26 protein-coding genes, 1 tRNA gene and 1 pseudogene are annotated in these 19,813 nt (G+C 64.1%); 14 read left to right on the top strand and 14 right to left on the bottom strand.

Annotation, left to right across the window (positions count from 1 at the left end; translation table 11 throughout):
* Nucleotides 1-4 precede the first annotated feature (4 nt).
* The 3 genes from QN347_RS13690 to QN347_RS13680 all read right to left on the bottom strand — a co-directional run bounded on the left by QN347_RS13690 (nt 5) and on the right by QN347_RS13680 (nt 1,985).
* A complete protein-coding gene (locus QN347_RS13690; RefSeq protein ID WP_322159797.1) occupies nt 5-958 on the bottom strand; it encodes an isopenicillin N synthase family dioxygenase in 954 nt (317 codons plus the stop codon).
* A 111-nt stretch (nt 959-1,069) separates the two neighbouring features.
* Entirely contained in the window at nt 1,070-1,342 is a 273-nt protein-coding gene (locus QN347_RS13685; RefSeq protein ID WP_322159795.1) for an excalibur calcium-binding domain-containing protein, read from the bottom strand.
* A 265-nt stretch (nt 1,343-1,607) separates the two neighbouring features.
* Nucleotides 1,608-1,985 carry a DUF3597 domain-containing protein gene (locus QN347_RS13680; protein ID WP_322159793.1) on the bottom strand — a complete coding sequence of 126 codons (378 nt, stop codon included), beginning with the start codon at nt 1,983-1,985 and terminating at the stop codon, nt 1,608-1,610.
* 162 nt (nt 1,986-2,147) lie between these two features.
* Here QN347_RS13680 and QN347_RS13675 point away from each other — a divergent pair, with 162 nt between their 5' ends.
* The 3 genes from QN347_RS13675 (at nt 2,148) to QN347_RS13665 (ending at nt 4,638) form a co-directional block, all read left to right on the top strand.
* Nucleotides 2,148-3,350: a multidrug effflux MFS transporter gene (locus QN347_RS13675; protein WP_323494061.1), complete on the top strand. Its 1,203-nt coding sequence runs from the start codon at nt 2,148-2,150 to the stop codon at nt 3,348-3,350.
* 94 nt (nt 3,351-3,444) lie between these two features.
* Nucleotides 3,445-3,786 (top strand): DNA primase, encoded by a 342-nt coding sequence (locus QN347_RS13670; protein ID WP_133187105.1) that lies wholly within the window; start codon nt 3,445-3,447, stop codon nt 3,784-3,786.
* Between the two features lie 180 nt (nt 3,787-3,966).
* A complete protein-coding gene (locus tag QN347_RS13665) occupies nt 3,967-4,638 on the top strand; it encodes a hypothetical protein (RefSeq protein WP_133187107.1) in 672 nt (223 codons plus the stop codon).
* Between the two features lie 22 nt (nt 4,639-4,660).
* Here the strand turns inward: QN347_RS13665 and QN347_RS13660 are convergent, their stop codons facing one another.
* The gene (locus QN347_RS13660; RefSeq protein WP_322159790.1) at nt 4,661-4,867 is read right to left on the bottom strand and encodes a hypothetical protein; all 207 of its coding nucleotides are present in this window, start codon (nt 4,865-4,867) and stop codon (nt 4,661-4,663) included.
* 53 nt (nt 4,868-4,920) lie between these two features.
* Nucleotides 4,921-5,100: a hypothetical protein gene (locus QN347_RS13655; protein WP_133187111.1), complete on the bottom strand. Its 180-nt coding sequence runs from the start codon at nt 5,098-5,100 to the stop codon at nt 4,921-4,923.
* A gap of 66 nt (nt 5,101-5,166) precedes the next feature.
* Here QN347_RS13655 and QN347_RS13650 point away from each other — a divergent pair, with 66 nt between their 5' ends.
* The 6 genes from QN347_RS13650 (at nt 5,167) to proC (ending at nt 9,227) form a co-directional block, all read left to right on the top strand.
* Nucleotides 5,167-5,874: a Crp/Fnr family transcriptional regulator gene (locus tag QN347_RS13650; protein WP_322159789.1), complete on the top strand. Its 708-nt coding sequence runs from the start codon at nt 5,167-5,169 to the stop codon at nt 5,872-5,874.
* A 255-nt stretch (nt 5,875-6,129) separates the two neighbouring features.
* A complete protein-coding gene (locus QN347_RS13645; RefSeq protein ID WP_322159787.1) occupies nt 6,130-6,882 on the top strand; it encodes a TlyA family RNA methyltransferase in 753 nt (250 codons plus the stop codon).
* A gap of 97 nt (nt 6,883-6,979) precedes the next feature.
* Nucleotides 6,980-7,537, top strand: coding sequence for a TspO/MBR family protein (locus tag QN347_RS13640; RefSeq protein WP_189676771.1), 558 nt, complete (start codon nt 6,980-6,982; stop codon nt 7,535-7,537).
* A 20-nt stretch (nt 7,538-7,557) separates the two neighbouring features.
* Nucleotides 7,558-7,824, top strand: coding sequence for an accessory factor UbiK family protein (locus QN347_RS13635; protein ID WP_133187119.1), 267 nt, complete (start codon nt 7,558-7,560; stop codon nt 7,822-7,824).
* A gap of 105 nt (nt 7,825-7,929) precedes the next feature.
* A complete protein-coding gene (locus QN347_RS13630) occupies nt 7,930-8,430 on the top strand; it encodes a YbjN domain-containing protein (protein WP_133191897.1) in 501 nt (166 codons plus the stop codon).
* A 17-nt stretch (nt 8,431-8,447) separates the two neighbouring features.
* Nucleotides 8,448-9,227 (top strand): pyrroline-5-carboxylate reductase, encoded by a 780-nt coding sequence (gene proC, locus QN347_RS13625; RefSeq protein WP_322164090.1) that lies wholly within the window; start codon nt 8,448-8,450, stop codon nt 9,225-9,227.
* A 21-nt stretch (nt 9,228-9,248) separates the two neighbouring features.
* Here the strand turns inward: proC and QN347_RS13620 are convergent, their stop codons facing one another.
* Nucleotides 9,249-9,737 carry a MarR family winged helix-turn-helix transcriptional regulator gene (locus tag QN347_RS13620; protein WP_133187121.1) on the bottom strand — a complete coding sequence of 163 codons (489 nt, stop codon included), beginning with the start codon at nt 9,735-9,737 and terminating at the stop codon, nt 9,249-9,251.
* Nucleotides 9,738-9,805: 68 nt separating this feature from the next.
* Between QN347_RS13620 and QN347_RS13615 the strand changes: the two genes are divergently transcribed.
* On the top strand, nt 9,806-10,939 hold the full coding sequence (locus QN347_RS13615; protein ID WP_322159783.1) for a branched-chain amino acid aminotransferase: 1,134 nt from the start codon (nt 9,806-9,808) through the stop codon (nt 10,937-10,939).
* A gap of 59 nt (nt 10,940-10,998) precedes the next feature.
* A tRNA-Gln gene (locus QN347_RS13610) sits at nt 10,999-11,073 on the top strand.
* Nucleotides 11,074-11,464: 391 nt separating this feature from the next.
* Here the strand turns inward: QN347_RS13610 and QN347_RS13605 are convergent.
* The 7 genes from QN347_RS13605 to QN347_RS13575 form a co-directional block, all read right to left on the bottom strand.
* A complete protein-coding gene (locus QN347_RS13605; protein ID WP_322159781.1) occupies nt 11,465-12,859 on the bottom strand; it encodes a glycosyltransferase family 2 protein in 1,395 nt (464 codons plus the stop codon).
* Nucleotides 12,856-13,200: a hypothetical protein gene (locus QN347_RS13600; RefSeq protein WP_189676773.1), complete on the bottom strand. Its 345-nt coding sequence runs from the start codon at nt 13,198-13,200 to the stop codon at nt 12,856-12,858. The genes QN347_RS13605 and QN347_RS13600 overlap by 4 nt, the downstream gene beginning before the upstream one ends.
* A gap of 14 nt (nt 13,201-13,214) precedes the next feature.
* Nucleotides 13,215-13,961, bottom strand: a complete 747-nt coding sequence (locus QN347_RS13595) for a YaiO family outer membrane beta-barrel protein (protein ID WP_323494060.1) — start codon at nt 13,959-13,961, stop codon at nt 13,215-13,217.
* 10 nt (nt 13,962-13,971) lie between these two features.
* Nucleotides 13,972-14,352 (bottom strand): response regulator, encoded by a 381-nt coding sequence (locus tag QN347_RS13590; protein WP_322159779.1) that lies wholly within the window; start codon nt 14,350-14,352, stop codon nt 13,972-13,974.
* A gap of 61 nt (nt 14,353-14,413) precedes the next feature.
* Entirely contained in the window at nt 14,414-15,475 is a 1,062-nt protein-coding gene (locus tag QN347_RS13585; RefSeq protein WP_322159778.1) for a hypothetical protein, read from the bottom strand.
* Complete coding sequence (locus QN347_RS13580; protein WP_322159776.1) at nt 15,472-16,353, bottom strand: CsgG/HfaB family protein; 882 nt, start codon at nt 16,351-16,353, stop codon at nt 15,472-15,474. Before QN347_RS13580 ends, QN347_RS13585 begins: the two co-directional genes overlap by 4 nt.
* Before the next feature lie 4 nt (nt 16,354-16,357).
* Nucleotides 16,358-16,753: a hypothetical protein gene (locus QN347_RS13575; protein ID WP_322159774.1), complete on the bottom strand. Its 396-nt coding sequence runs from the start codon at nt 16,751-16,753 to the stop codon at nt 16,358-16,360.
* 262 nt (nt 16,754-17,015) lie between these two features.
* On the opposite strand from QN347_RS13575, the gene QN347_RS13570 reads away from it, so the two are divergent.
* The 3 genes from QN347_RS13570 to QN347_RS13560 are packed head-to-tail and all read left to right on the top strand — an operon-like array spanning nt 17,016 to nt 19,550.
* Nucleotides 17,016-17,567 carry a heme NO-binding domain-containing protein gene (locus tag QN347_RS13570; protein WP_323494059.1) on the top strand — a complete coding sequence of 184 codons (552 nt, stop codon included), beginning with the start codon at nt 17,016-17,018 and terminating at the stop codon, nt 17,565-17,567.
* A gap of 10 nt (nt 17,568-17,577) precedes the next feature.
* Entirely contained in the window at nt 17,578-19,233 is a 1,656-nt protein-coding gene (locus tag QN347_RS13565; RefSeq protein WP_322159771.1) for an ATP-binding protein, read from the top strand.
* A gap of 14 nt (nt 19,234-19,247) precedes the next feature.
* Nucleotides 19,248-19,550 (top strand): response regulator, encoded by a 303-nt coding sequence (locus QN347_RS13560; RefSeq protein ID WP_322159770.1) that lies wholly within the window; start codon nt 19,248-19,250, stop codon nt 19,548-19,550.
* Here the strand turns inward: QN347_RS13560 and QN347_RS13555 are convergent.
* Nucleotides 19,527-19,736: pseudogene (locus QN347_RS13555) on the bottom strand (transposase); the annotation flags it as partial. The gene QN347_RS13560 and the pseudogene QN347_RS13555 sit on opposite strands and share 24 nt — an antisense overlap.
* Nucleotides 19,737-19,813 lie beyond the last annotated feature (77 nt).

Raw genomic sequence — 19,813 nt, 5'->3', positions numbered from 1 at the left:
CGTACTATTTCTTGACCAGGCCGATCTCGACCAGCCGCTCGTGCAGATAGTCATGCGCGGTGATCGGCGTGGGATAGCGGTTGGGGCGTTCCGCGGTGATCGTCGACGGCAGCGTTTCGATCAGGAAATCGGGGGCGGGGTGGAGGAAGAACGGCATCGAATAGCGCGAATGCCCGCGCCGTTCGGGCGCCGGGTTGACGACGCGGTGCGTGGTCGAGGGCAGGACGTGGTTGGTCAGCCGCTGGAGCATGTCGCCGACATTGACGACCATCGCGCCCTCAGGCGGCTTGATCGGCAGCCATTCGCCTTCCTTGGTCAGCAATTGCAGCCCGGCTTCCTCGGCGCCGAGCAGCAGCGTGATCAAGTTGATGTCCTCATGCGCGCCAGCGCGGACTTCGGCCGCGTCGGCGGGGACGGGCGGATAATGCAGCAGGCGGAGCACCGAATTGCCGTCCTTGACGGCATGGTCGAACCAGTCGGGCGCGAGCCCCAGATGCCGCGCGATCGCCGACAGCAGCCGGTCGCCCGCGACGTCGAGCGCGGCGAACAGTTCGATGAAGGTCTCGCGGAAGCCCTCGGGCTGGTCGGGCCAGACGTTCGGCGCCATCTGCGCCTCGAAGCGGTGGCCTTTCGCCAGTTCGCGGCCGACATGCCAGAATTCCTTGAGGTCGACATGCGTCGCGCCCTTGGCGATTTCGGTCTTGAACGGCGTATAACCGCGCGCACCACCGCCGCCCGCGCTGAAATAGCTGCGCTTAGTGTCCTCGGGCAGCGCGAAGAACGCCTCGGTCATCGCCCAGGCGCGCGCGATCAGCTCGGCAGGGACGCCGTGGTCCGACACGACCGCAAAGCCGAACCGCTCGAACGAATCGCCCAGCGCCGCGGCAAAGGCAGCAGGATCGGCGGCTTCGTCGGCGAGCGACAGCGGCGGGACTTCGGCGGTGGGGGTGTCGAGCATGAGACGCGTCCGTGATACTGGCAAAGCGCGAAGATAGCGCCGATTTGCCGCCGCGTCAGCCCCGCGGGGATCAGCGGGCCACTCCTGCGTGCCGTAAAACGCGGATCGGCTCTAGCGAATCGGCTCGCAGGCGATGCCATCGGAGTCGCCGTCCATCTCCGGACGGTAGCCCGGCTCGCCCTCATAGATCGGCGCGGTTCCGGCAGCGCGCGCATCGTCGCAACCGCCCCACGCGTCGCCCGGCTGCGGCGCGCGGGCACGCATGAGGCCGGCCTGTACCGCGACGGGTTTCACCGCTCCGACGATTCTGGCGCGCCCATCGTCGCTGAAGGCGAGCGAGCCCGCGCCGACAATTCCGCCAAGCGCGGCCGCAACGCCCAACATCGGGAGTGCCTCGCCGCGTTGCGTATCCCGGTCGGGTGTCTTAGCCGGTGTGAATAGCCTGCGAACGGGTTTGTGTAAGCGCATCAAAGCTTTGTGGCGACGAAGAGTGAAAGAGCGGTTTCGATGGACACGGGAATCGTGTCGGAGCGCATTGCAAAAAGGCGCAACGCAAACGTCGCTGACCGCCGGAAGTCGGTCGCAGCGGATCGCGGGTGTCACAAAGGAAACACCGCGATCCGCCAATGGTTTCGTCAAATTAGGCGCGTTACGAGGCGAGGTTCTCCATCACCTTCTTGTGCAGCCAAACGTTCATCGTGGCGCTGTCGTTGGTGTCGCCAGTGTAACCGAGCTCGTGCGCGAGCGAGGTGCGGTTTTCGCGGCTCGGGTCGAGATCGAGCACCTTCATCAGATCGACGATCGAGGTCTGCCAGTTGAGCGGCTGGCCCTTTTCGGCGGCCTTCTGCGTCAGGACGGCGTTGACGTCGATCTTTGCAGCAGGCGCTGCGGGCGCGGGAGCCGCAGCCGGGGCAGCCGCAGGGGCGGGGGCAGGCGCAGCTGCAGCCGGTGCCGGGGTGGGGGCTGCTTCGACCGGTGCCGGCTTGTGGCCCCAGATCGCGTCCTTGATCATACCGAAAATGCTCATTGCCTTGCTCCTCTCAGGTGGAGACTGGAGAATGCCTCGCTTCGATGTCCGTTCCGCGACGGTTGCAACGACGTGCGGACCAGCTGCACGCTTTGCGGGGTGACCAGCGCGGCCGACTCGGGCATTGCGCGCGGCATGTCTGTGTCCCCGCAACGCCCGATGATGGACTCGCCCCCGCTGCGGCTGGTCGAGTTCGTCCCCCTGATCGCGTCGCTGATCGCGCTAGCGTCGCTCGGTATCGACACGATGCTGCCCGCCCAGCCCGACATTGCCCGCCGGCTCGGCGTCGATGCGATCGTCGATGCGCCGCTGATCATCACGGTGTTCGTGATCGGGCTCGGGATCGGTCAGCTGATCCACGGTCCGCTGACCGATCGCTATGGCCGGCGCCCGGTGCTGATCGTCGGGCTGGTCCTCTTCATCATCGGCAATCTGTGCGCGGGGCTGGCGAACAGCTTCCCGCTGCTGCTCACCGTGCGCTTCCTCAGCGGGCTCGCGATTGCCGCGAGCCGCGTCGTGACGATCGCGCTGATCCGCGATTGCTTCTCGGGCCGCGCGATGGCGCAGGTGACGAGCCTTGCCTTCATGGTGTTCATGGCGGTGCCGATCGTCGCGCCGAGCATCGGGCAGGGGATCCTGCTGATCGGATCGTGGCGGCTGATCTTCGAGGTGATCGCAGGCGGCGCATTGCTGTGCCTGATCTGGTTCGTCTTGCGCATGCCCGAGACGCTGCGCCCCGAAAACAGATCGCCGCTGTCGATCAAGACGACGCTGGCGGGCTGGCGCCAGACGCTGTCGGACCGCTATTCGGTCGGCTACACGATCGCCGCGCTGATCGCGCAGGGCGCGATCTTCGGCTATCTCGGGTCGATCCAGCCGATCATGGAGCGCGTGTTCCACCGTCCCGAATGGCTCGGCGGCGTATTCGCGGCATCGGCGGGAACGATGGCGGTCGCCAATCTGCTCAACTCGCGGATCGTGATGACACTCGGCATGCGCCGCATTTCGCAAACCGCATTGGTGGTGATGATCCTGTCGTCGGGCACTGGCGCGGTGGTCGGCTGGTTCGGCGACGAACCGCTGCTTGTCTTCGTGCTGCTGCAAGCGATCACTATGGCATGCTTTGGCCTCGCCACCTCGAACATGTCGGCGATGGCGATGGAGAATATGGGGTCGATCGCCGGCGTCGCGTCTAGCGTGCAGGGGTTCTTCGGGATCACGATGGGCGCGATCGTCGGCTGGGCGATCGGCCGCAGCTTCGACGGGACGACGGTGCCGCTCCATCTGGGGTTTCTGGTGGCGGGCGTATCGGGTATCGTGATCGCAGCGATCGTCGAGCGCGGGCGGTTATTTCGCCCCAGTTGACGCAGTTTAATCGGCAAAGCCGGAACCGTTCCCCGCTTGCACGGTTCGCTGATGAAACGATCCCGCATTCTGCGGGAGCGTCGGGAGAGCGAAGATGAGCATCGGTGGACATCAGGTACCCGGCGAGGGCACGGGCGACGACGGTTTCGACGAAGAAGGCTATGACGAGAGCCAGCGCGCGGAAATTCTGGAAGTAACCCGCGACGGGCCGAGCGACGGCACGCTGTTGACCGATATCGCCCCCGATATCGGGACGCGCGACGACGATGACGACGATCTCGAAATGGAAGACGATGAAGTCGGCGAGGAAGACCCCGATGCCGATGAGAGCGACGACGATGAGGACGAAGACGACGTCCAGGACGAGCTCGACGGCAACACCGCCGACGATGACGACGAATTGAGCGATCGCGACGACGCCGCCTTGCGGCCGTGACGGGGTGCCGCGGACGGGCCGATCGGCGGCCCCGTCCGCGGTCTCTTGAGGCTGTATCCCGGGTGGGTCTGATGCCCGGTGTCTGGCACGCTTCGCCGTTTCGCGACGGGGCGGGAGGAACGGGCAACCGGGTGCGCCGTTTATCGGGCCCGACCCTCTTCTGTTTGACGAGTATCAGTCATGAAGCGTTTGTTGACCGTATCTTTGCCGCTCGTATTCGTCGCGGCGTGTTCCGGGACATCCCCCAGCCAGACCAATAGCATCGACATCAACGCGGCGGCCGTCCGCGCGCAGCAAAGCGTCGATGCCTATAACGCGGACGCGCCGGTCGAGATCGCCGAACCCGACGCGGTGACCGAAAACGATGTGACAGCCGCCACCGGGAGCAACAGCGCCGAACGCACGCCGCTCGATCCGCCGGCGCCGGGAACGCCGGGCGGACTGCCCGACGACCGGACGCCGGTTTCCGAAGCCCCCTTCACCCCGGACAGCGCGCAAGGTGCGGCCAACGTCGTGCAGACCTATTACGCGTTCCTCGGCGAACGGAAGTACGCGCAGGCGCTCGCACTGCGCGAGCCGAAGGCAGACACGGCCGCCTTTGCGGAAGGTTTTACCGCCTACAGCGAATACCACGCCAATGTCGGTGCGCCCGGCGCGATCGATGCGGGGGCCGGTCAACGCTATGTCACGGTGCCGGTCCAGGTCTATGCGCGGTTGAAGCGCGGTGGAACCCCGGTGTACGAGATCGGCTCGGCCACGTTGCATCGCAGCGGCGATATCGATGGCGCAACCACGGCACAGCGCACGTGGCGCATCCAGTCGATCGATTTGAAGCCGGCGCCGAAGCGCTAACTGCGGCAAGGTCTGGGCGCGCTCAGGACTTCATGGCGTTGGCCAGTGTGGCCAGATCGTCCGCGTTCACCGCTACGCCTGCCGCATCGGTACCAACCGACGCGTTCGCTATCGTCGCCGCCCCATTTGCCGGAGGACCGAACCCGACCGTATCGATTGCGGTCCACAGGATACCCGCCGCCCACAACAAGGCGCTCCATCGACTCAGGAAGATTTTGCGGAACGGCATCGCCGAACGTGTACGCCAGTCGGGTTAACGCGCCGCAAAAACCGGGCGCGCGGCTATGGCGTTTCGGCGGCGGGATCGCGTTCGGCGGTCTCTGCAGCCTTGGCGAGCTTTCTGGCCGATCGGCGTGCAGCGGTGGGGGTTAGCGACGCTGCGAGCCCGTCGGGGCCATCGAGGATCACTTCGCCATGCTCGGCGGCGGCCTCGATCGGATCGTCATACGGTAATCGGGCCACATCGCGTTTCCATGACTGGACAAAACGCAAACATCCAGCGCATGTTCCCGCGCCGCGGAGGGGGCCATGTATACCGATCTGTTTCTGAAAACCCATCGTGTTCCAACGATTACCGCCGAAGAGCGCGCCGCGCTCGAGAAGGCGGTCGTGCGGACCGCGACCTATAGCCCCAAGCAGATCATCGTGCGCCAGCAGACCCCGCTGACGCAATGCACGCTGCTGCTCGAAGGCTTTGTCGAACGCTACAAGGACACGCCCGAGGGACGACGACAGATCCTGGCGATCCACATTCCGGGCGATTTCGTCGACTTGCATTCGTATCCGCTCAAGCGGCTCGAGCATTCGGTCGCAGCCCTCACCGATGTGCGCGTCGCGCTGTTCCCGCATGCCGACGTCCGCGCGCTGACCACGGAATCGGCATCGCTCACCGAATTGCTGTGGCGCTCGACGCTGATCGACGCAGCGATCAACCGCGAATGGATCGTCTCGATCGGCGCGCGCAGCGCGGCGATCCGGCTCGCGCACCTATTTTGCGAGATGTATACGCGGCTCAAGCGGATCGGGCAGGCCGAGACGACGACGTTCCCGCTCCCGCTGACGCAAGTCGATCTGGCCGATGCGACCGGTCTGACCGCGGTCCATGCCAACCGGATGCTGCGGCAGTTGCGCGAACGCGGGATGGTCGCGTTCCGACAGGGTGAGGTCGAGATCCTCGACTGGGACGCGTTGCGGGACTTTGCGAAGTTCGATCCCGCGTATCTGTTCTTCGATTAAATCGGGCGTCGCAGCGGCACGGTAGCGATCAGGATCGGAGACGTGGCCGCCCGTGCTCTAGGGGGACGCCGCGCGGCCACGCCCTGTTGCAAAAGCTATCTCTACTGATCCGATCGGCAATGGGCTTGCGCCGAAACGACGGCGTCCTGCGATGGACCGGATCGGGCGCATCGGGCGGCGGCGATCACGCGTCTCCGGCGCGCTCCGACTCGGATGCCCCTTGCGGTCGGCGGCGACTTCGCGTTGGAAGCGGGAATGCCCAAGCTTCGTGCAGACCAACTCCTCGTCGATCGCGGTCTCGCCGAGAGCAAGACCCGCGCGCAGGCGCTGATCATGGCCGGCCTGGTCTTTGCCGGCGAGCGCAAGATCGACAAGCCGGGGCAAGCGCTTGCCGACGATGTGCTGCTCGACGTGCGCGGGCGCGATCATCCCTGGGTCTCGCGCGGCGGGATCAAGCTCGCGCATGGCCTCGATACCGTCGGTTGGGACGTCACGGGCGCGGTGGCGATCGATGTCGGCTCGTCGACGGGTGGCTTTACCGACGTCTTGCTGCAACGCGGTGCGATGCGGGTCTACGCGGTCGACAGCGGCACCAACCAGCTCGCCTGGAAATTGCGGCAGGACCCACGCGTCGTGGTGCACGAACAGACCAGCGCGCGGATTTTGACCGAGGTGCACATCCCCGAGGCGGTCGACCTGATCGTCTGCGACGCGAGCTTTATCGGCCTTGCCAAGGTGCTGGAAACGCCGTTGCGTTTCGCCAAGCCCGCGGCAAAGCTCCTTGCGCTGATCAAACCGCAATTCGAGGCCGGGCGTGGCGAGGTCGGCAAGGGCGGGGTGGTCCGCGACCCCGCGATCCATGCGCGCGTCTGCGACGAGGTCTCGACTTGGGTCGTCACGCAGGGGTGGTCGGTCGCAACGATCGTCGAGAGCCCGATCACGGGCCCCGAGGGGAATGTCGAATTCCTGATTGCTGCAACGCGGGACATTCCGCCCGCAATGCCCTGAAATTAGCAGCTACATGCGGCAGAATCTCGTATATGGCCGGATTGGCCGTCACGTCGGGGATCGGCGCGGCGCAATCGAGGCGGGAAGGGCGTAGGGCTTGAGAGAGATCGCATCGAAGCAACAATTGCGGCTGGCGTTCCTGCGCTGGGCAGTGGTGACGGTGCCGCTCGTCCTGCTGCTCGGCTTCACCGCCGCGCGACTGGCGCCGGGCGGATCCCAGAACGCCTGGTATGGTGCGTTGGTGAAGCCGCGGCTGACCCCGCCCGACTGGGCCTTTCCGGTCGCCTGGACGCTGATCTACATCCTGCTCGGGCTCGCGCTGGCGATGATCCTGTATGCGCGCGGCGCGCGGCTGCGCACGCTCGCCATCCTGCTGTTCGTGGTGCAACTGGCGGTCAACCTCACTTGGTCGCCGATCTTCTTCGGCATGCATCAAGTGACCGTCGCGCTCGGCATCGTCGTCGCGATGTTCGCACTGACGCTCGCAATGGCGTTCGTCTTCGCGCGAATCCGCCCGCTCGCGGCGGTCCTGCTGGTGCCCTATCTTGCGTGGCTGGTTGTTGCCTTCTACCTCAATTACGGGATCATGGACTTGAACCCTGGCGCGGAAACCCTTGCGCCGTCGTCGTCCACCACCCAAATCATCAAGATCTAACGCGACTGGATTTTCGTCTCATGCAATCGGACAACAAGATTTTCGACGACTTCGCCAAGCTCCTCAACGGCGCAGCCGGGACGCTGGCGGGCGTGGGGCGTGAAGCCGAAGCCGGCGCACGCGCGCGCGCCAAGGAGTGGATCGGCGGGCTCGATTTCGTCTCGCGCGATGAGTTCGACGCGGTCAAGGCGATGGCGGCGGCAGCCCGCGACGATGCCGATGCCTTGCGCGCCCGGCTCGATGCGCTCGAGGCCAAGCTCGCTACGGCGCCAAAGGCGGAAGGCTGATCTGATCTTTTCCACAGATTTCTCGGCGCTTGGGCCCTCGGGCCAGTGCGTTGCCTGTTGCGGGGCCCCTACATCCTGTAATGCGGGTGCGGGAGACGTGTTGTGATGCTCGATGAAGCCGATTTCGACCGCGACGATGCCGCACCGATCGACATGCTCGAAAGCTATTTCGCAGCGCACGGCTGGGAGCATGAGCGGCAGGACGACGAAGTCATTGCCAAGGTCAAGGGCAGCTGGACGCAGTACGAGCTTCGCGCGCTGTGGCGCGAGGAAGACAGCGTCATCCAGTTCCTCGCTTTCCCCGACATCCGCGTCGCGGATGACCGGCGCAGTGCGATCTACGAGGCGATCGGGCTGATCAACGAACAGCTCTGGGTCGGGCATTTCGAATTGTGGTCGTCGAGCGGGATCCTGCTCTATCGCCACGCTGCGATGATCGAGGGCGAGGGCGGCACGATGTCGCTCGGCGCCGCCGAGTTGCTCGTCGAAAGCGCGATCGACGAGTGCGAACGCTTCTATCCGGTGTTCCAGTTCGTTCTGTGGGGCGGCAAGACCCCCAAGGAAGCGCTCGCCGCGGCAATGACCGAGACGCAAGGCGAAGCGTGACGCTCGGTCGCCTCTGGATGATCGGGTGCGGCAATATGGGCGGCGCGATGCTGCGCCGCTGGGTTGCGAGCGGCGTGCTCGCCGGCGACCAGGTCGATGTCGTTAACCGCGCTGACCGCGCTTTGCCCGATGGCGTGCGGCAGTCGCGCGATCTTCCTGGCGGCGATTTGCCCGATGCCGTCATCCTCGCGATGAAGCCGCAGCAGATCGATGACGTGGCGAGCCGGTTTGCCGCGCGGCTTGCGGGTGTTCCGATACTCGTCTCGATCCTCGCGGGGGTCGAGGACTCCGCGCTGGCGGCGCGGTTCGATGCGCAGACGATCGTCCGCGCGATGCCCAATCTGCCCGTCGCGATCGGCAAGGGCGTGGTCGCGCTCGAGTCGTCGAGCCGCGACGACGCTGTGCGAGCGGACGTGGTCGCGCTGATGGCGCCGCTCGGGCTGGTCGAATGGGTCGATCCGGCGCAGTTCGACGCGGTGACGGCGCTTGCCGGCAGCGGGCCGGCGTTTCTCTACCGCTTCATCGATGCGCTTGCGGCGGCTGGCGTCGCCAATGGTTTGCCTGCGGCGCAGGCCGAGCGCCTCGCGCTCGCGACCGTCGAGGGGTCGGCGCTGCTCGCCGCAGCGGCCGAGATCGCGCCGGGAGTGCTTGCCGAGCACGTCGCAAGTCCGGGCGGTTCGACGCGTCGAGGGCTCGACGTGCTCGATGATCGGGACGCGCTGAAGGTATTGCTTACGGAAACGATCGCGGCATCGACGCGACGTAACGCCGAAATGGCGGCCGCGGCGCGCGGATAAGCGACGCCGTGTAGGGGGTGCTTAGCCGCGCAGTCCGGAGAGGCGCGACAGGTCGTCCTCGCCGATCATGCCCTCGAGCACCGACCAGAACCCCGACACCGATTGCTGCCCGGCGCGCGCATAGGCCGAGGCCCAATGCTGGCGTACCGTCTCGAACAGCTCGGTCTCGAGCGCGGCGCCTTCGGGGGTTAGCCGCAACAGCCGCTGGCGGCGGTCACGTTCGCCGACGCGCGTCTCGACCATCGCGCGGTCGACCAATTCGTTGAGCACGCGGCCGAGCGATTGCTTGGTGATGCCGAGCAGCCCGAGCAGCGCACTGACGGTGAGATCGGGATGCCGTGCGATGAAATAGATCGCGCGATGATGCGCCCGCCCGAGGCCGATCGCCGCAAGGCGGGTTTCGGTCGTGCGCGCAAGCGTGCTCTGTGCGAAATACATCAGCTCGATCCCGCGCCGGATTTCGGGTTCGCGCAGGAATAGCGGTGAGGCGGAGGCGATTGCGGTGGCCATTGTTGACCGCCTTTGGCGCACCCCGTACACGCCTTCAATCCCCAAATTGTAACAGAATGTCGCATTCCATGCAGCAAAATCGTCTCGACGCGCACAGCCTTCCTTCGGACGCAACCTCGGCCCCCGTCTTCGCGATCGAACCGCATGCAACGCCGATCCCGCTCGACGAGCGTAGTGCGATGTTGGTCGATCCCGGCTTCGGCCGTGTCTTTACCGATCACATGGTCACCATCCGCTACAATGAGCGCGACGGCTGGCACGATGCCAAGATCGTGGCGCGCGCGCCGTTCCAGATGGATAGCGCGTCGGCGGTGCTGCACTATGCGCAGGAGATTTTCGAGGGGATGAAGGCGTATCGCCTGCCTGACGGTGGCGCAGCGCTGTTCCGTCCGTTCGAGAATGCCGCGCGTTTCCGCCGCTCGGCCGAGCGGATGGCGATGATCCCGTTGCCCGAGGCGCTGTTCGTCGAATCGGTCCGCGCGCTGGTCCGCCAGGAAGCTGGCTGGATCCCCGAGATCGACGGCGGCGCGCTGTACCTGCGCCCGTTCATGATCGCGAGCGAGGTGTTCCTCGGCGTGAAGCCATCGACCGAATATCTCTACGCCGTGATCGCCTCGTCGGTCGGTGCCTATTTCAAGGGCGGCGCGCCGGCGGTCACGCTGTGGGTGACGCAGGACTATACGCGCGCTGCACCCGGCGGAACTGGCGCGGCAAAGTGCGGCGGCAATTATGCCTCCAGCCTGATCGCGCAGGCCGAGGCGACGCGGCACGGCTGCGACCAAGTGCTGTTCCTCGACGCGATCGAGCGGCGCTGGATCGAGGAACTGGGGGGGATGAACATCTTCTTCGTGTTCGACGACGGCAGCATCGCGACGCCGCCGCTGACCGGTACGATCCTGCCCGGCATCACGCGCGATTCGCTGATGATCCTTGCGCGCGATATGGGGCTGGACGTGCGCGAGGCGCCGTATGCGATCGAGCAGTGCCGCGCGGATGCCGAGACTGGACGGCTGGTCGAGGCGTTTGCTTGCGGTACCGCGGCGGTCGTTACGCCGATCGGCACGATGAAAATGCGCGACGGCGATTTCCAGATCGGCAGCGGTGGCCCGGGCCAAACCACGGTGCGTTTGCGTCAGGCGCTGATCGATCTGCAGCGCGGCACCGCGCCCGATCCGCACAATTGGCTCGAGCGCGTGCTGTGACGTGCGAATCCGGGCTTTCCAAGCTCGGATTCACCGCCTAAAGCACCGCCCTCCCGGATTGGGGCGTCGCCAAGTGGTAAGGCAGCGGCTTTTGATGCCGCCATTCGCAGGTTCGAACCCTGCCGCCCCAGCCAAGTACCTGTTGCAGATACGGGGAACGGCAGAAAACCGTGGTTCCAGTCAGCAAAGCGCGCGGCGGGGCCACCACTGTATCAAGACGCGGTATCAGGGAACCGTTGCAGAGCCCCTATGCCGTTGCCAACCAACGCCTAGCGTCGCGGTGCCGACCCTTGGTGGCCTCGGACGCCAGGGTCGCGCTCCTGACGCCCAGATAACCGCTGCTGTTCCGCAGCACGGCAGTCGGCGACGTTGACGCCCGCTGTCTTTCGCCGCCTATCGGACGATCCGATCGTGGCGCGGCTTCGTAGGACTCTCACAGGCCAGTGCATCGACCTGGCGACCACCCGATCGCACCACGCGGATCCACGCTCCTACTCGCGCCGAGACTGAACCGCATTCGCTTCGTCATGTCGCAAATGGCGCCCGTGTCATCTGGCCCCATCCGCGGTGTTTGCGGAGGTGATCCCAGCAGCCGTGAAGGCGCCACAGGTTACTGATCTGGCGATACCCGAAATTCTCGATGAATGCCGCGCCAAGCAATTGGAGCGAGGCGGAGCGGTCGCTGAAGCGACGAATTTCGACCTCCTCGAGCGCAATTGCCGCCGCGCTCAGCAGGAAACCAAAGGCGGATACGACGGCGAACAGCGCGAAGAAGATGCTCCAGGAAATCGCCCCCAGTACCGCGAGAACAAAGGCTGCGAGATAACCGGCGACCTCCAATGCGGGGCCGAGCACGTCGATCAATGCCATCGAGCCCAGGCCGAGCCACCCAGCATTTCCGTAGCGCGGGTTTATGATCATCTGACGGTGCAGGCTGATCGTTTCCAGCGCGCCACGTTGCCACCGACGCCGTTGCGTACTCAAATCCCGAAGCCGTGTCGGCGCTTGCGTCCAGCACACCGGCTCCGGCACGAAGCGAATGAGCGCCGGCCGTTTTTCGTCTCGCCCAATCCGGTGAAGCCGGACGATCAGTTCGGCATCCTCGCCGACGGTGTCGGTGCGGTAGCCACCGGCTGCCAGCACGCGTTCGCGGTCGAACACTCCGAACGCTCCCGAAACGATCATCAGAGCACCAAGCCTGCTCCAGGCATAGCGCGCGATCAGGAAGGCGCGCAGATATTCGACCGTCTGGATCAGCGGAAGAAGCTGCCTCGGCAATTCGGCATGGAGCACGTGTCCCTTGCGCATCGGACAGCCGTTGCCGACGCGGACGGTTCCCGCCACGGCTACGGTCCGGCTATCGTCCAGAAACGGACGGACCGCGCGTAACAGAGCGTCGGGCTCCAGCACGGAATCGACATCGATCGCACAAAATAATTTGCTGGTGGCAATAGAGATGCCAGCATTGAGCGCATCCCCTTTGCCGCCGTTTGCTTTGTCGATGACGGTAAGACCATAGACGTCCGAGACGAAGACAGCGCGGATCAGGGGGTGCGTCGGCACCTGGTCGACACGGCGATGAAGATCGAACGCGTCGAGCAACACTTCCAGCGTGGCGTCGGTCGAGCCGTCATTGACGACGATCACTTCATAATCGCGATAGTGCTGGCGCAGCAGCGCCCGGACCGAGTCAACCACGGTCTCCACCTCGTTAAAAGCCGGCGCGATGATCGACACGGTGGGCAGATCGGCATCCTGCTTGCGCGCGAGCCGAGTCGAATCGCGCTCGCTGGTCCGCTCGAAAAAGCCGGTCGCTGCCACGAGCAGCAGGAAGGCGTACAGCGCGGCGTGAACCATCCCGCTGATCAAAACGGCCCAGGCGACGCACTCCGCCCAAAAGATCAGGCTTGGCTCGGTCATGATGGCGCTCCTTGGCGATCCGGGGCGTTCCGCTGCGCGTCGCCCATCCAGCGCGTGAAAATTTGTTCGAGGCGTTTGCGATCAGGTCCGTCGATGACGTCACCCAGGTCGCGCGCGGCGTTAATCCATCCCAGACGCTCCTTCTGGGACGGCCGCGGTGGAAGGGTGCCCGCGTCGGTGAGCCCACCAATTAACAAGGCTATCCGGACGGCGGCGACATCGGCGGCGTTTCGGCGTCGGGCGTCGCCAATGCGGCGGCCGATGATCGAGACCGTAACGAACACGAGGCCGAGCAGAATCAGAAAACCTGCCCAGTTCCAGAGTACCGAGCTCACGATCATCGTATCTCTCCCTATCAAAATGCTTGTGTGATGCCGATCGAGACCGTCACTCGGTCCGGACCGATTGCGCGATTCTCACCGGCGAGTGTCAGTCGGAAACTGCGGCGTCGGGCACCGGAGACGATCAGGCCGAGCGCTGCGCTCCGTACGATTTCCGTTCGGCCGCGTTCGGTTTCCGGTGCGATGCCGAGCCACGCGCGGGCGGCCAGGTGGCGGTTGAGGTCGAACCCGGCCTGGCCGCGGGCACCGAAGCGCCACCGCGCGTCGGGCGCGTCCACGGCGATCGCGTCGATCCCGATAAAGGCATTGCGCGACGCAAAATACCGCATCGCGCCGGGCATCAGCGTGATGACCGTTCCCTGCCCGTAGCGCGCGATCCCCGCGCCGAACCGTAGCAAGTCGGTATGCGCAGCCGTGCGACTGACGCGTTGTGAGAGCCCGGCATCGACCCGCCAGTCTGGCAAGAACCGGTTACCGGTGCCGATCGCAAAGCCACCATACAGGTCGAGCGCATCGTCGATCCGGTGCTCATGGCGCGCGCCGATCAGATATTCGCTCCGGCCGAAGCGGCGCGCGCGCTGAATCTGCGCCGCAGTGACAGTTTCGGGGCCGACCCGCCCGAGCGAGATCGCGAAGTCAGACCACTGAGTGTCGCGCCCGGGGAGGATCGATACGCCCGCGTCGAGATCGGCCTGCCACGACGCGGGCTCTCGCGCGGCTGCGGGGGTCGCGCCCGCGGCCATCAGGACAGCCGCAAGCAAAAGACCGTGATCAGGCTGCCGCCGCATGACGCGTGTCCAGGCTGAGGAACACTTGCCTGAGCAGGTTCTCCAAGTTCACCGGCTTGGAAAGGCAGGCAGCCAGACCCGTCCGGGCGATCCTGACTCGATCGCGGATCGCGCCCGGCTGGAACAGCATGATCTTGGGCAATTGTCCGAAGCCGCGTGTGTTGAGCGCGTCCAGCCACTCCATCGACGTCATGTCGGCGAGCCGCGCGTCCGCGATGACCAGATCGGGTCGCGTCCATTGCAGCGCGCGCAGGCACGAATCACCGTCGGGTGTCATGACGATGGTATGCCCGTGCGCACTGAGCCGTTGGCACAGCACAGTGCTCACCAACGGGTCATTTTCAGAAATATGAATCAGGCTCATGGCAAATCCCCTCTGAAAAGCATTCCCCACACCGCGGGTTGGCGCGGTGTGGGGAACCGCATCATTTGACGTTGATGCTCACGCTGTTGCCGATTGCAGCGGCGGTGACTGCGGCCGAGGTCGTGGTGGCGAGCGAGGCACCGATCTTTGCGATCTGCCCCGCGTTGTTCCACTGGTTGGCCGAGCTGCCGACATTGCCCGCGAGCCCGCTGTTCAAGCTGTTGAGCGAGTACGAATTGCCGATCGCCGCGGCGGTCGCGGTGGAGGTGACCGCGTTGCTGACGGTGCCCGTCAGATCCGCAATGACCGTGCCGGAGTTGCGCTGTGCAGCCGCGATGACGCTGCCGCCGGGCATCTCGACCGAAAGCGAGTTGCCGAGCGCAGCGGCGGTCGACGTGGCGCTCGTTACCGCATTCGCCACGGTGACCAGCGTTGCCGTCTGCGCACCGCTATTGTTTTGGTCGATCGACAGATCCAGCACCGATGCGGGCGACGTGAAGGACGCCGAGTTGCCGATCGAGGCTGCAGTCTGGGTGGCGGTGGTCACGGTGCTCAGCATGCTGTTCAGCGTGCTGGTGCCGTTACCGGTATTGCCCTGGGTCACATCGGCAACCGCGCGGGCCGCTGCGTTCATCGAGTAGCTGTTGCCGATCGACGCTGCGGTGGCGTTGAGCGTCGTCGTCGTGGCGGCGAGGACGTTGGCGGTCGAGGCCTGGTTTGCCGCGTTGATCTGCCCGTTGACATAATCGACGTTGCGCGAGGTCGACCCGATCAGCGATTTGAACGAGCTCACCAGGCTGGGACCGCCGACGGTGTTCAGGGCGTCGAGGATCGACGGATTGAGCAACTGGGTATTGCCACCCGACGTCGCGCCCTTGAGCAGGTCGAGATAGACGCCGACCAGCGACGGACCACCGACATTGGCAATCGCGTTCAGCACCGACTGGTTGCCGAGCGCCTGGCCGGTCGACAGGTCGACGTTGACGTTGAGCAGACCCGGTGTGGGGACCGGCAGGCTCGGCGTAGGGGTAGGGGTTGGGGTCGGCAGGGTGATCTGCGCCATTGCCGGCGTCGCCGCGAGAAAGGCGAGGCAAGCCGATGCAAGCAAATTGAACTTCGTCATTTCTTCTCTCCTGTTGAAACACCTTGTTGTGGGCGAGACCCGGCGATGTACGACACCGTCGGGACGTTAGAGGGGCACTCGGGCGCATTGGCCCCGCGCTGCCCCGCGATCAGGTCGATCACCGCTTTTTCGATGATCGCCCGGATTGCTCCGTGCACCGGCTCCTGGCGGCGCCTTCCGACGCCGAGATCCAGGGTTGTGTTGCCGATAAATTCAAAAATGCCGGCGCGCAGTTCGCGGCCGCGGATCTGCTTTTGCAGGCTGATGACCTTGATCACCCGCAGGCTGCGCGCATCGATCAAGCGAAGATCGACGCCGACCGACATGACGTAGGAGCGTGCGCCGCCACCGACCGGTCCGATCGAAATTTCGGCCACATCGCTCTGGATATTGAAATCGAGCTCGGTGATCCCCCCGAGGACGATCATGTCCGCTTCGGCGATCGACCCGGAATAGATCCGGCGATAGGCGTCGGTCGGCTTGCCATCGGGCCCGAGCAACTTGCTGTTGGCGTAATCGAGCTCCTGCCGCGCGATCCGCAGGTCGAGGCGCTCGGCGAGCGGGAATCCGGCCTTGGAGATGGCCGACATGACCATCAGCGCCGCACCCTGCGGGGCGACGGTGCCGTTCAGCCCGTCGAGCCGCCCGGTATAATCCGCCACCTCGCCCACGGCGATCCGCGGACGGACCGAATTGGCGGAGGTCGCGGCCAGGCACCGCAGCAGCGGCGAATAGGCGGTGTCATCATCGATGACCTGCGCGCCGCTGAGCGGGGTGACATACTGCGGGGGCGGGGGCGCCATCGTCGTGCACGCGCCAAGCGCGGAGGCGGTTGCAAGAAGGGCGAGGGCTTGAAGCCGTTTGGCAGCGATGTTCATGACATCATTGCCCCAGCGCAGAGGGGCTGACGCCGACGATTGCCTGCTGTCGCCCGCTATTTTGCTGTCGCGCCTGGACGACGACGGTGTTGTTGCTGCCGTAAACGGTGACGTTGATCATATTGGCGATGGCAGTCGCGCGGTCTGCGGCCGGGCCGGCGTTTCGCGCGGCCAGATTGAACGCTTGACCGCGATCGGACGCCGAGCCCGTTATGACGACGCGGTTGAAATTGGCGTCGCGTTGGAACTCCATCGGCGTATTGGGCATGCGGTCGCTGACCACGCCCGCTGCGGCAACTTGCAAAATCAAGAGACTAATCATCCCACCCTCGCATCGTTTCGATCTGCTGGGGCCATGATGCGCAAAGGCCGGGCCATGGACTATTGGCCAGGTGGTCATGATCGATGACGCAAAAGATCAGTAAGGGATGACGTTTTGGTCAGCGATACTGACCATATGGAGAGGTTATGCTTCGATTATCAAAAAAGGAGCCAGAAGATACTGCTGGCTCCTTTCCGAGGCCTCTCTTCTGCGCGCCGGGAGGGGGGACAGTGGCGCGCTGAAACTGTATATAACACGGTCGAGCGCTTCGCCTACCTGACCAGATGGCCAGATTGAATCGACCCGACGGGTAGGAGATGCTGTTCGGATGGATATATACATGATGAAGGGCGCTTTGTTCGTCCATATGGTCGAATTCGCGCAGCGCGAACTGGGCGAAACCACAGTCGAGCGAGAGATGCTCCGGCTCAACCTGGAATCGGGTGCTGCCTACACGTCGGTCGGGATGTATCCGTTTTCCGAGTTCGAACGGTTGCATCACGCGTTTGCGGAGGCGATGCAGATTACGGGGGACGATTTCAGCCGCCGGTTCGGGTGTCGAACATTACCCTTGCTCGTCGCCGGTCACGCTATCCCGCCGGATATGCATCCGTTCGATTTCCTCGAAAAAGTCCATGGCGTGATTCACCAGGACGTCCGCAAGCTCTACAAAGATTCCAATCCTCCGAGCGTGCAGGTGGTCGAACGCCAAGGCGAGCAACGGCTCGTGCTGCGCTATGAGTCGCAGCGCCCGATGGCAGCATTTTGCGGAGGGATGCTGGAAGCTACGATGGACACGTTCGGATGTGGCGATATTTACCGAATCGAGCGTATTGATGCCGAACCCCGCACGGAACGGTTCGCGGAGTTTGTCGTCGATCTCGTAACATAGGTCCGCCGTCATGTCCGACAGTGCTGATTTGCTGAAGCTTCAATTGAAGCGAGAAATTGCCGCGCGTAAAATCGCAGAACATTTGCTCGAACAAAAATCGACCGAACTCGAAGCGTCGAACCACGAACTGCTTGCCCAGATCGCGCAAGTCAGCCGCCTATCGGTAGCGATCGATACTGCCGGCGAAGGTATAGCGATGACCGATCGCAACGGCGTTTATACCTATATGAACACGGCGCACGCGCAGATGTTCGGATTCGACCGTCCCCAGGATTTGATCGGACAGTCATGGGCGTGCTTGTATGATAATGATGCCCTGGCTCACTTCGACCAGGAAGTGATGCCGCAATTCGCGCGCGATGGTCGATGGAACGGCGAGGTGACCGGTCGAAGCGTCGATGGAACGCTCGTCTTTCAGGATCTCATCCTCACGCAATTGGAGGATGGCGGCATCCTGTGTTCTACCCGAGACATCGGCCAACGCAGGATCCGGGAGAAGGAAACCGCCGATCTCCGCCGCAGGGTCATCGAAGCCGACCGCGCTGCAGCCTTGGATCAATTGGTCGAGACGGTCACCCACGACTTTTCCAATTTCTTGGGCGCGATCGATGCGGCGGCGACGCTGCTCGAGAAGCAATGCAATCAGCCCGAGCCGCACCGCTTGTTGATGTCAGTCTTCGATGCCTTGCGTCAGGCGCGATCGGTGCTCAATCAGCTGCTACCCAATTATGCCGCGCCCGCCGAAAAGGTTTGCGACGTGACCGATCTGGTGCCGCGGCTATGCGAAGTCATGACGCCGTTGCTGGATATCGCGCAGACATCGTATTGCAAGGTTCCCGAGGCGCCGCTGTTCATTGCCGCCGACCCAACCCTCTTCGCGCGTTCGATGACCAACATTTTCAAGAATGCAATCGAGGCGATGACCGTGAGCGGATCGGTCTTACGAATCGAGGTGCAGAGCTTGTCTGGATATGTGCCCCCGACGCTCCCGTTCGATCCCGCTGCCCGACTTATCTATGGCAGCGATATCGACGAAACGATGGCTCGCATCATCGTTCATGACGAGGGCGAAGGTATGCCACAAACCGTGCTCGATCACGCACTCGAACGGTTCGTGTCGACCAAATGTGGCGGGCGACGGCGCGGGATCGGGCTGACGTCGGTCAAAGACCTGGTCGAGACGACTGGCGGCCGCGTGGCGATCTTCAGCGCGGCGGGTGTCGGTAGCGTCTTTGTCCTGGATCTGCCGGCGCACGGTGTCGAACATGGTCGGGCGGATGGTGACGAGGCGACACGCCTGGCTGAGGACACGGTTGGCAATGTTCTGCTGGTCGATGACGATCCGATCGCACTCGGCCGCCTAGAGGTCTTGTTCCAAGCGCGGGGGTGGGGAGTCGTCAGCTTTTCCAGCCCGGGCGAGGCGTTGGACTTTCTAGTAAGAGTACCGAATTTTGTGCAGCTGCTCGTTACCGACCGATCGATGCCAACCATGAGCGGCGACCAACTTGCTCAACGGGTCAAGGCAGTCCGCCCGGATCTGCCGATTGTGCTCTGTTCCAACGCGTTGGGATCGGCTATTTCGGCTGACATTGACGCAACGCTCGCCAAGCCGCCAAGTGACGGACGTTTACAAGCGATATTGGTGAGGCTTAACCTCACCCGGTAGTAGGGGAGGGCGCGATGCGATTTCTGATCGCTGACGATCATGAACTGGTGCTCGATGCCGTTGCATCGATGCTGCAGGCGCATTGGCCCGAAGCGCAGGTCGTAAGCGCGACGAACGCGCCCGACGTGAAGACGAGGCTCGTCAGCGAGAGCCCATTCGACCTGGTGTTGCTCGATCTGCACATGCCCGGGGTGAATGGCCTCGTCGATATTGGGAAGTTGATGCACGGAAACCCAAGCCGCTACGCGATCTTGTCGGGTTTCGTCGGCCAGCGTGAGAGTCCGTTTGGAAAATCACGGATGGGCGTTTCTGCGTAGCATGAGTCCGCCCATGGCGACCATGATCATGGCCTGCGAGACGTCGATGCGCTGCTCGTAATCACGCACGAGGCGTCGCCATCTGATCATCCATCCGAAGGTTCGTTCGACGACCCACCGGCGGGGCAGGACTTTGAAGCCTTTCTGGTCATCGGAGCGACGAATAATCTCGACAACGAAGTCGAGATATAGCCTGACTCATTGAGGAGCCGGAAAAGAGGTTGCGTTGTGGTCCGGAAGCGATTCATGTTCCAACATGATCC

The organism is Sphingomonas sp. 10B4, assembly GCF_035019905.1.
Taxonomy (GTDB): domain Bacteria; phylum Pseudomonadota; class Alphaproteobacteria; order Sphingomonadales; family Sphingomonadaceae; genus Sphingomonas; species Sphingomonas glacialis.
The sequence above is the reverse complement of the archived record's forward strand: the minus strand, read 5'-3'. Positions and strand labels throughout refer to the sequence as shown.